Below are 12,081 nucleotides of genomic sequence, written 5' to 3'. Positions count from 1 at the left end.
GACAGCACTATAATTATCCACAAAACCTCGTTTCCATCCCAACGGAAACGAGGTTTTGCTTGTCGCATCCCTATTTTTTCTCTATAGTTAAAGTTAATAGATTACCAGAGGAGGAAAATGATTCACATGAAACCTTATATGAAAGTATCCCTTGCAGCGCTCGCCATTGGTGTTGGCGTGTGGGTTGGGTCGGTATACAGCAATACAGCCATCGGTGCAGGTACAAGCCAGCCAGGAACAGCAGACGATCCGGTTGTAACGAAGAGTTATGTAGACCAGCAGATTCAAAAAGCATTGGGTGGAGGCGCTAGCACAGGGTCTGGCAACTCATCAGGCAGCAATAACGGCTCGACTGGAACCGGGAACTCCAGTAGCACAGGTGGAGACACTTCACTTCCTCCACTGGTCTCAGGCGCATCTGATGCCGTTGAGATCGTAACGGTGAAACCGGGTCAACAGCTGATTGGGAAGTCTGGCTCGGAGTTCATTGTACGTAGCGGCAAGGCTGTGATCGTCAGTGAAGGTACGAATGGTGTAGCTGATCTGACGGACGGGATTGACCTGACGAATGGAAAGGCAGCGCCGACCAATCACCTGCTCTCTTTTCCAAGGGATGGACGGGGGATCATGGTATTGGAAGGAAATAAATATAGCCTAACCGTAATGGTTCGTGGTGGATATACTCTGAAATAGGATTTGTAGCTGTTAAAGGAATTATTCATTAGTCATGTATTTCATTTGCTCAGATTACCCAGTTCTAACAAACATTAATACGGCTAGCGAGCCTTATTGCTGCTCACTCTATAACTGTTGACAACCAATTAACGGAGGTGCAGGAACCATGGCTAGAAGCAATCGCAGAGTCGTACCGGAAAGTCGTCAAATGCTGGATCAGATGAAGTATGAAATTGCTGCGGAATTCGGGCTCAATGTGGGATATGGCCGTAGAGGTCTGACTGGAGCAGATACAGAATTTGGATCTGAACTGGGTGAAGTGAGTGATCACTCTTATGGGCAATACAAAGGGTGGGGACACCTGACTTCCCGCGAGAATGGATCAGTTGGTGGAGAGATCACCAAGAGGCTGATTCGTCAGGCAGAGCAGCACTTATAGGACATTTCCCTTATCCCAATTCGTTTGACACGTCTTGACAAATACGTTAAGATGGCATTTGAGGTATGCAACCTTTTCCACTAGGGAAAGGTTGATTTTCGTTAGAGGCAATTACCTGAAAAATCCTTATCTTCGTAACTGCGGACCCTGCGTCCTTATTCCATTTTGGAAAGCTTCGAGGGTACAGTGAACGAATCGCTGTCATGTTTTGTTCGGGCAATCGCCATACTACTAGTTATGGGAGGTTGAAACTTCATGTCTGTTAAAGGCCGGCATCTATTTACATCGGAGTCTGTAACCGAAGGACATCCGGATAAAATCTGCGATCAGATCTCAGACGCCGTATTGGACGCGTTTCTTGCAAACGACCCCAATGCTCGCGTAGCTTGCGAAGTTTCCGTAGCCACAGGCTTAGTGCTTGTCATCGGTGAAATCAGTTCAGCTTCTGAATATGTGGACATCCCGTCCATCGTTCGTAATACAATTAAGGACATTGGCTACACACGTGCCAAGTTCGGTTTTGATTATAACACTTGTGCAGTTCTGACTTCTCTGAATGAGCAGTCCGCTGATATTGCCCAAGGCGTTAACGCAGCGCTTGAGAACCGTGACCCGGAACAAGTCGCTCGTGAAACAGAAGATATTGGTGCGGGTGACCAAGGTTTGATGTTCGGTTTTGCAACGAACGAAACGCCTGAACTTATGCCTTTGCCAATCGCATTGTCTCACCGTATCGCACGCCGTCTTGCTGAAGTGCGTAAGAACGGTACATTGGAGTACCTTCGTCCAGATGGTAAAACGCAAGTAACGATTGAGTACGACGGTGACAAGCCGGTACGTGTGGATACAATCGTTGTGTCTACTCAGCACGCTGAAGAGACTACACTGGAGCAGATTCAAAAAGACATCAAAGAACATGTAATCTTGCCTGTCGTTCCAGCTGAATTGCTGGATGAGCAGACTAAATATTTCATCAACCCAACAGGACGTTTCGTTATTGGCGGCCCTCAGGGAGATGCAGGCCTCACTGGACGTAAAATCATTGTAGATACCTACGGCGGTTACGCACGTCACGGCGGTGGTGCGTTCTCTGGTAAAGATCCAACAAAAGTAGACCGCTCCGCAGCATATGCGGCTCGTTACGTAGCAAAAAACCTTGTAGCTGCAGGTCTTGCAGACAAAGTGGAAATCCAGCTCGCTTACGCGATTGGTGTAGCCAACCCGGTATCGATTAACGTGGATACATACGGAACTGGCAAAGTCAGCGAAGAGAAATTAGTGGAGCTTGTACACAACAACTTCGATCTTCGTCCGGCTGGCATCATCCGTATGCTGGATCTGCGTCGCCCGATCTACAAACAAACAGCAGCTTACGGTCACTTCGGCCGTACAGACCTGGATGTACCTTGGGAGCAAGTGGACAAGGCAGACCTTTTGAAAACTCAAGCAGGTCTGTAAGCTTAATCGCAATATGAAAAGCTCTTGATTCCTTTAAGGAATTAAGGGCTTTTTTGAATACAGATTCTAAGGAGAGTAATATGTATTCAAACATATTCATAATATCCCTTTTATCCCCTTTTTTCTAAAAAATAATGACGATCCAACCGACATACATAAAGAGGTCTGTACACCAGGCGAGAAGAAATAGAGATAAGGGGGAAGATCGGTGAATTTTAAAAAAATCGCAAGAAATAGCATGCTCGGATTATTGATCATTATGTTGACTGCTCAGGGATGGCTGACTGGTTGGAATGGTGTGGGACAGGAGGCTTATGGAGCTGATAGCTTAACAACACTTGGAATCAAGGCGACGGTACCAGCCATAGGAGAAAATAATGTGAACGGAACAACACCGTTAGTCATTGAATTTGATCAACCCGTTCGTAAAGCTGTGGGGACTACAAACGGATACATATCTATAAAACGTGTGGTGGATAATACGGAAGTTATCGAGCCAATTAAAGTGGATGCTACGGAGTCTAGTAACATTAGCATTACACCAGATGATGCGAACACTCCAGATGTGGGAAAAAAAGTAACAATTAATCATGCCCCTCTGCCGGGTGGAACTTATTACGTTCAGATCGATGCAAATTCCTTTGTCTACACAGATGTGAATAATACAGCCTTTGCCGGGTTGAACAAGGAATGGACGTTTCGTACACTGGGAGTCGGCTCGGCGGCGATAGTGAACAAGCTCCCTGCGAATGCTGCAATGCAGGTTGCTCCTTCATCCAATGTGACGATGACGTTTAACAAAAAGGTAAATGCAGGTGCTGGGAAAATCCAGATTTTTCAAGGGGATTCGTTGTATGAGGAGGTTGCAGTGAATGCTGGTTCTCCACGTATTTCAGGTTTTGGTACAACTACCATAGTGATTGACCCTGAGGAAAACTGGAATAGTAACAAATCATTTTATATCGTAATGCCGGAAGGGTTCTTGAGGGATGAGCAGGGGAATGACATAAGTGCAATAAACGGAACAGAATGGGGCTTTGGGGTACTCTCTGACCCAACGGCTCTCACTGTTTCTTCTGTATTTCCGGCGAATGGAACTACCAGTGCGTCATTAACGTCAGATTTGACAGTAACATTTAACAAAGAGCTTGATACAAAATATCCGGCTAACGTGATGTTGAGAAAAGCAAACGGAGGAACTGTAGCCGTAACGACAAGCATTAACAGTTCCGATAATAGGCAGTTGCGGATTGTTCCGCAAAGTACGCTGGAAAGCAACACGAATTATTACGTGGATATTCCCGCCAATGTATTCCGGGATAAAGCAGGTAATCTGTTCACTGGATTGACGGGAAACAGCTCATGGAGCTTTAAGACGCTAAGCAGAGATACAACTGCTCCTGTCCTGAAGACGGCAAAAATGTACAGCAATAATACGATCCGTCTTACCTACAACGAGACATTGAATAGTGTTGATCCGGTTTATAACAATTTTACAGTGACTGTAAATGGTGAAGCTCGTAATGTAAGTAGTGCATATATATATGGAGATACTGTGAATGTTGTTTTGGATACAGGCGTAGCCGTAGGGCAGGTTGTTCGGATAGGTTATACACAGGGGTTACGCCCTATACAGGATACATCGCTGAATCCGGCAGCTTCTTTTGCAGCACGTGATGTAGAGAACAGTCTGGACTCCGTGATGTCCAAGCCGCGTGAAGGTACAGCATACTACAGTACCATTAATTTGTATTATCCTGAGACTGTATATGTCACTTCCAGTGATGCAGCCGCGCAATTTAGTGTATCTGCAAATCAGTCTTCAGTGGGCATCAACAGTATCTCAGTGAACAATAGTTCACTCGTCACCTTAAATCTTAGTCGTAATATTACAGATGGCGAAGTAGTTCGTGTCTCGTATACACCAGGTTCTTCCCCTGTCAAAGATAGTCGTGGACAAGCGCTAGCTGGATTCAGCGGTTTCTACGTTCGTAATAGCATTGATACGAAACCGCCTGAATTCCAGAGCGCTGAAGTGAGCGGCTCCAAGCTGTGGATTCGTTATAACGAACCACTCCGAACAACGAACAAACCGCTGAAAAGCCAGTTTTCTGTTTTAGTAGATGGTAAACCTTTGTTTGTTAACGATACGGATGTTGAAGATGATACAATCACGCTGACTCTAGCTTCTGTTGTTGGTAGCAGCCAAAATGTAACGCTCTCATATGTACCCGGTGCACTGCGTTTAACGGATCTCAATGGTAACCCTGCCGGGTATATCAACCTCTCTCCTGTAAGCTATACTGCCGGCAACAGTATAGTCAAATCTGCAATTTTGCAGGGGGATACAGTCACTATTACGTTCCGGGAGTCTCTGCAGTCGCAGACTGCACTGACACCTTCCCAATTTAATGTGCAACTGGGGGGAATAGCGGCTAGTGTTATTTCTGCTACATCAGCAGGTACGACACTGACGTTAAAACTATCCAGTTCACCAGCAAGTGGACAAACGGGTGCTGTAAGTTACTCGCCGGGAATCATACCACTTCGTACGCTGCAAAGTGTTGTCGTGGAGAATTTTGGGCCACTGTCTTTAACTCAAAATGGCTCGACGAATACGACTACTAATACAGGTAATTTGAATAGTAGTTTACCATCTTGGTTAACGCTGTCGGATACAACTTTATTTAACCAGTCTATGTATATCATGAGCCCAGATTCGGCAACATCTTCTTCTGCCCAGTCACGGAACAGTCGTTCAAGTCATCAGTTTAATGTGGATGCGAGCAAATTAAATCAGGCTTTCCAGTATGCCAACTTGTCCAATAATTCAAGCCGCATGGTTGTGTTTGAAGTTCCTTCAACAGAGACATCCGCTTATGTGGGATTCCCTATTAACATGCTCACGGAGATCGCAACTCGTGAACGATTCGCATTCATTGGGGTAAAGTATGGTGATCGTTTATGGTCTGTCCCTCTATCAAGTCTAAATCCAACCAGTATCGGACAAAGTGTCAGTGCAACAACCGGCTCAGATACATCATACTTGTATGTCCAGTTGGAGTCTGTGCCGGTAACTATCTCTAGTACAATGGACGGCATGTTAGCCTCTGCAGGAGCACAGAAGGTTTCTGACATTACAGATGTGTATCTGTCAGCATACAATGGTTACAGTGGTCAACGTGCTGAGCAACAGATCAAGAGCCAATTGGCTCTCCGATTACCTTCAACGACATCAGGGGCAAATACAGGTCTAGTGTATATTGATCAAGGTACGTTAATGCTTGCTAATATTCCTCATATGTTTACCAATGCATCGGGAGCGGTTATGGTTAGAGGTCAACTTAGCGGTAATCAGACCGTTGTAGCAGCCTCACACCCGGTCGTCTATCGAGATACGACGTCTCATTGGGCGAAAGATGTGATTAGTGAATTGTCTGCAAAGTGGATTATTTATGGACAGAATGGCACGCTCTATAGTCCGGACCAGCAAATCACACGTGCAGAATTCGCTACATTGGTTGCTAAAGGACTCGGATTGCCGGGGGATTACTCCAGTGTGCAGCAGTTTAAGGATGTGCGCTATGGTGACCCATCAGGTGCCTATATCGGAGCAGCAGCCAAAGCCGGAATTATAACTGGCAATACGGATGGTACCTTCAGACCTAATAGCCTGATTACACGTGAGCAGATGGCCATTATGATGGTGCGGGCCTTGGACTATGCAGATCAACCGACAGTTCTGAGCACGTCTGCCGCTTCGACGTTATCCAAGTTCAAGGACAGTAACAAAATCCAATCCAAGGATTCTGTCGCCAAAGCAGTGCAAGAGGGAATTATTCAAGGTATGACAGAGAGAACATTCGAACCCCAAGGGAACGCAACTCGCGCTCAGGCAGCAGTGATGTTGAAACGTGTTCTGGATAAGTTGGAATATCTGTAATAGTAATTAGCTCTTTTATCTTAGTGAAGCGAATTCGATCAGGGGAATAAGTTCAACTGATCGAATTCGCTTTTTTATATTATAAAGTCATGATTTTCATGGATAGAGGGTGTGAATTTGCTAAAAAATGCCAGTATTCTCCCTCGTTGTGGGGTTAATATCCATACCATCTCTGGCTTATGCCAAAACAATAAAGAATCCATACAACTGTACGTTAATGAAAAGGCTACAGACATTAAACTGATGACAAAATCAGGAACGGTGTATGTTCCATTTCGAGAGTTTATTCAACTAATGGGGTACCAAGCGGATTACTCAGTGGTAGATCGAGAGATTTCAGCAGGATCGGGAATTCAACATTTATCTTCCTACCGGATGATGGTTACATTAGTGGATCGGGAGATTACTACGAATTACAAAGGCCAGGTACTCAGATTGATGGAAATTTCTATTTACCTATCCGTTATGCCGCCTGGTTAACCAAGCATTCGGTTAAGTATGATCAAAAGTCGAATAGAGAGTTTCCCGAAATGTTTTTTCAAGAATTAGAATAGGATTCAACATAAATCATTATTCAGGTAGAACCCAGGTGCGCAGTTAATGCCGTGCCTGGGATTCTTTTTTGCCAAGAATATCCTCAAAGTTAGCTATTGGCGTAACTTTTTCCACAAAAAGCAGTCTATTAATAGAAGAGTATACTAGAGATCTCGCTATCTACTGTCATTGGGTAGTGTCCGTGATGTCTAAGATTGATATACAAGATGGGAGAGACGTTTCAGACATGCTGGGGAAACATGGGAAACAGCTGGAAGACGTTAAGGGTAGTAAGGTGAAGAAATGGGCGATTGTGACGCTGGCGGGTGTAATCTGGATTGCACCAGTGATGAGTGCAGGCGGGCAGATGTGGTCGGGTACTTCATGGCAATCGGTGGCCGCAGCAGCATCTACGAATACAAGCAAGTTGAGTGAGGAAATTCTGACTTCGGGTGCGAAGCTCTTGAAATACAGATATACGACAACACGTTCCGGTTCCAAGGTCAACGTACTGGCGGATGTGATCCAGGTGGATCTGCAGAACCCGTATGTGAAGCTGGATGTAATGACAGGCAAGGGCGGTAATCTGAACAGTAAACAGAGCACAGGTGCCATGGCTAAGGAAAATGGTGCAGTAGCCGCTGTGAATGGCGATTACTTCAATGTCTCCGGGGAGCTCGCCCCCATTGGTGGACAGGTCTCCGATGGTGTATTGGTCTCCACACCTTCCGAACTGTCGGGCATGTATGCCCTCACGGTGACCAAGGATGGCAAACCGATGATCGACGAGTATTCTTTTGATGGGACCGTGAAGGCACAGGATGGTTCAACATTTGCTTTGCGTGGGATAAATAAAGAGGATTATACAGTAGAGTCGGGGGCGGTAAAATATAGCCATGCCAATTCGATGTATATTTATACACCGGAATGGACGTCCACCAAACGCCCAAATGACCCTTCCACAACACCAACAGAGGTTCTAGTACAGAACGGGGTAATTACCCAAATCTCGGATAAAAAAGCGCTAAACATGACGGTGCCGAAGGATGGGTACATTTTGCGTGCGCATGGAACAGCGGCGACATGGATCATGAGCCATCTATCTGTTGGACAAACCTTGGATGCGGATTACAAGTTAAAAGCCAAAACAACCGGGCAATCGGTTGATCCAAGTAACCTGGAGATGATGATTGGTGGTCACACCATTTTGGTGAACGGTGGAAAGGCAGCTTCCTTTTCCCGTGATATCGCATCTTCAGGCATCGGTGGCATTCGTGCAAGAACGGCAGTAGGATACTCCCAGGATGGTCGGTATGTCTACATCATTGCCGCAGAGAAAAATAGTAACAGCAGCGGTATGTCGCTGACAGAACTGCAGTCCTTTATGACCAGTGTGGGTGTCTGGAAAGGCATGAACCTGGACGGAGGCGGCTCCACAACAATGGTGACCCGTCCGTTAGGGGAGCAAACAGCCAGCCTGACGTTCAACACAGAGTATGGCACCGAGCAACGTCAGGTTGTAAACACGCTGGGGGTGTTCTCTACGGCTCCCGCAGGTAAACTGAAGGGCTTTGCCGTGAGTGGCAGCCAAACGTTGCTGGTGGGACAAGAGGGCAAGTACACAGCCAAAGGATATGACACCTACTATAACCCGATCGCAACAGGCGATATCAGCATGTCCTGGAAGTCCAGCAACAACAGCATCGTGAGTGTTAGCAACGGAACGATCAAAGGCTTGAAGCCGGGTACAGCAACCCTGACGGCAACGAGCAATGGAGCTTCATCCTCCATTAAAGTATCGGTACTGGGTGGAAGTGAATTGTCTTCCCTGACAGCAGGATCGGGTCTCGGTTCGCTCAAAGCGGGCACAACGATGTCAATTCCGGTGACGGCAACGACGAAGAGCGGACAAAGTGTAACGGTTCCGGCAGACTCGCTGACATGGGAATTTATCGGCTTCAAAGGTAAAGTGACTGCTGACCAATTAACGGTATCTTCCGTCAATTCCGGTGCACAAGTGGGATATGCGATTGGACGTTATGATGGTTATAGCACAGTCGTAGTACTCTCGGCTTCTGCCAGCGAAACGATCTGGGAGAATTTCGAAAACGTGAATTATCCGATCAACTTCACGACGAACGCAGCAGGTGTAACTGGTTCGGCAACCGTTACATCAGGAACGGGTGAGAAAGCTGGCTCCAATGTACTGCAACTCGGTTATGACATGACAGCTGGAACAGGCAAAATGTACGCTTATGCACAACTGAACGGTTCTACCGGCAGAGAGTTATCTGCTGCAGCCACATCAATGTCAATGGATGTTATGGGAGATAAGAGCCTGAACTGGCTGCGTGCCGAATTCACGGATGCCAATGGCAAAACAGTATATGCCGATCTCGCCAAGGCAATTGACTGGAACGGGTGGAAGAAGCTGAGCGTGGACCTGAACGGACTGAACATCGCCTATCCGGCGAAGCTGAAACGTGTCTATGTAGTAAACGTGGAAGAAGGACAGGATGAGCGTGCGAAATCGGGTACGGTTGCCTTTGACAACATCGCATTCACGATGCCTTCCAAGTCCAGTGAAGTCGGATTGCCTACGGGTACAGCTTCGCTAGTGCTTGGACAGAAGTCGATGACAGTGAATGGAACGAAAAAAGCAATTGATGCAGCACCGATCCTGAAAAATGGTACCACGTATGTGCCAATCAAACATGTTTTGGATGCTTTTGGTGGTCAGGCAAGCTGGGATAGCAAAAATCAGCGGATCACGGTATTACGTGGGGGCAAGCTGATTGATCTGGTTGTAGGACAGAAAGAATTCATTCTGAATGGTAAAAGACAGAGCGCAACCGTTGCACCATACGTAACGGGTGGTAGGACTTTGGTCCCGCTTAGACTCGTTTCCGAGCAACTTGGTCTGACTGTAAAATGGGAACAGAAAACGAAGACCGTTACCATCTCATCGTGATATGGTATGATATATACCGGAAACGATAGAAATGGAGTCGAACAAACGTGGATTTACAAGCCGATGCCATAGACCGCGTCATTAAAAACGCCATACAAGTCATGGAAAACAGCAAATATCAAATGTTCGAAATCATGGACTCGACCCGCGATGAGCTGAAAACACTCAACGAGGAGTTGAAGTCGGTACTGAAGGAGACGGCGGAAACGATCGAGAAAGTAGATCAATTGGAGCTGAACTACCGCCGTTCCCGGATCCGGCTGACGGAGGTTAGCCGTGACTTTGTCCGGTATTCCGAGCATGATATCAAGCAGGCGTATGAGAAAGCAACACAGCTGCAGCTGGATTTGATGATTTATCGTGAGAAGGAAATGTATCTGAAGGCCCGTCGGGATGATCTGCAGAAGCGTGCCAAAAATGTGGAAGCTTCTGTGGAGCGTGCCGAGACCATCGGTTCGCAGATGGGTGTTGTACTCGAGTACCTGTCAGGTGAACTGGGTCAAGTGACCCGGATCATCGAATCTGCCAAAAATCGACAAATGATTGGTTTGAAAATAATTTTGGCCCAGGAAGAAGAGCGGAAACGCATTGCTCGTGAGATTCATGACGGGCCTGCGCAGATGCTAGCCAATCTAGTGCTTAGGACGGAAATTGTAGAAAGAATGCTCATTAAGCAGGATTTTAAGATGGTCCAGGCCGAAATAGTAGATTTGAAAGGCCAGGTTCGTTCCAGTCTTGAAGAAATGAGAAAAGTAATTTTCAATCTGCGTCCTATGGCACTGGATGATCTGGGGCTGATTCCAACGCTTCGGAAGTATGTGCAGGATTTTGAGGTAAAAACGAAAATCCGGTCGCTTTTTGAAACAAGAGGCAAGGAACATCGTTTATCTTCAGCCATGGAGGCTGCGATCTACCGCCTCGTGCAGGAAGGTCTGTCGAATGCTGCAAAGCATGCTTATCCCACATATGTTGTAGTGGAAATTACATATCAGGCTCAGCTCGTCAAAATTGTCGTTCAGGACAATGGGCTTGGGTTCAAACCGGAGCTTCTTGCGAAGAAAAGCAAGGATCATACCCACTTCGGTCTGATTGGGATGAGAGAACGGGTTGAACTGTTAGAAGGAAGAATAGAGATTGAATCCGGAGAAAATCAAGGAACCAAAATAGTAATTCATATCCCGACAAACGTGGATAAGGGGAAGGAGTAGCAGGATGATGGAAAACCGTGATACTGGTAAAGCATCAATTAAAGTTCTTTTGGCTGATGATCATCAGCTGTTCCGTGAGGGACTGAAACGCATTTTAAATATGGAGGACGACATTGAGGTCATCGGCGAGTGCGGCGATGGTATTCAAGTGCTCGAGTTCTGTAATCAGGATAAACCTGATATCGTATTGATGGATATTAACATGCCGATCGAAAACGGGGTTGAGGCAACGGAGAAATTGCGTGAGCTGTTCCCTGATGTCAAAGTGATTATCTTGTCCATTCATGATGATGAAAGTTATGTATTTGAGACGCTTCGTAAAGGGGCTAATGGATACTTGCTGAAGGATATGGAGGCTGAGTCTCTGATCAATGCGATTCGTTCCGTGCATGAAGGACATGCATTCATTCATCCGAAAGTAACCGGCAAACTGATCATGCAGCTGCGCCGTATGACGTATCTTAATGAAACAGGGGCAATGAGTGAAGGAGCTTCGAAGGAAGCAGGCGTTAAATTTGTCGCTGGCGACAATAACCCGCTCACACGTCGTGAGGCTGAAGTGCTGCGCTTGATGGCAGAAGGTAAGAGCAACAAAATGATTGGTGAATTCCTGTTCATCAGTGAAAAAACGGTAAAAAACCATGTCAGCAGTATTCTGCAGAAGATGGAAGTGGACGACCGTACACAAGCTGTAATCAATTCGATTAAATATGGTTGGGTTACGCTCTAATACCTTATTTTTTCTTAAAGCAATATTCTTGTCGGAAGTCAGTCCATTGGTTGATGCAACCTGATGAGGTATAGATTGGTGTTCACTCGCGCCCTTTCCAGAATGTTGGATTGGTCTGCGGGT

At 46.2% G+C, this 12,081-nt stretch carries 8 protein-coding genes; all 8 read left to right on the top strand.

Translation table 11 applies throughout. From position 1 onward, the window contains the following. Window positions 1-126 precede the first annotated feature (126 nt). Window positions 127-693: a hypothetical protein gene (locus tag AC4G47_RS27655; RefSeq protein WP_491103726.1), complete on the top strand. Its 567-nt coding sequence runs from the start codon at window positions 127-129 to the stop codon at window positions 691-693. A 148-nt stretch (window positions 694-841) separates the two neighbouring features. Further along, entirely contained in the window at window positions 842-1,114 is a 273-nt protein-coding gene (locus AC4G47_RS27650) for an alpha/beta-type small acid-soluble spore protein (protein WP_491103724.1), read from the top strand. Between the two features lie 255 nt (window positions 1,115-1,369). Beyond that, window positions 1,370-2,572, top strand: a complete 1,203-nt coding sequence (gene metK / locus AC4G47_RS27645; RefSeq protein WP_491103722.1) for a methionine adenosyltransferase — start codon at window positions 1,370-1,372, stop codon at window positions 2,570-2,572. Between the two features lie 208 nt (window positions 2,573-2,780). Beyond that, on the top strand, window positions 2,781-6,515 hold the full coding sequence (locus tag AC4G47_RS27640; protein WP_491103721.1) for a SwmB domain-containing protein: 3,735 nt from the start codon (window positions 2,781-2,783) through the stop codon (window positions 6,513-6,515). 111 nt (window positions 6,516-6,626) lie between these two features. Next, window positions 6,627-6,995 (top strand): hypothetical protein, encoded by a 369-nt coding sequence (locus tag AC4G47_RS27635; protein WP_491103719.1) that lies wholly within the window; start codon window positions 6,627-6,629, stop codon window positions 6,993-6,995. Window positions 6,996-7,296: 301 nt separating this feature from the next. Beyond that, complete coding sequence (locus AC4G47_RS27630; protein ID WP_491106812.1) at window positions 7,297-10,020, top strand: stalk domain-containing protein; 2,724 nt, start codon at window positions 7,297-7,299, stop codon at window positions 10,018-10,020. 47 nt (window positions 10,021-10,067) lie between these two features. Further along, the gene (locus AC4G47_RS27625; RefSeq protein WP_307541774.1) at window positions 10,068-11,228 is read left to right on the top strand and encodes a sensor histidine kinase; all 1,161 of its coding nucleotides are present in this window, start codon (window positions 10,068-10,070) and stop codon (window positions 11,226-11,228) included. A gap of 7 nt (window positions 11,229-11,235) precedes the next feature. Continuing rightward, window positions 11,236-11,958: a response regulator transcription factor gene (locus tag AC4G47_RS27620; RefSeq protein ID WP_026081439.1), complete on the top strand. Its 723-nt coding sequence runs from the start codon at window positions 11,236-11,238 to the stop codon at window positions 11,956-11,958. Window positions 11,959-12,081 lie beyond the last annotated feature (123 nt).

Source organism: Paenibacillus sp. Negev47, from assembly GCF_058313655.1.
The sequence above is the reverse complement of the archived record's forward strand: the minus strand, read 5'-3'. Positions and strand labels throughout refer to the sequence as shown.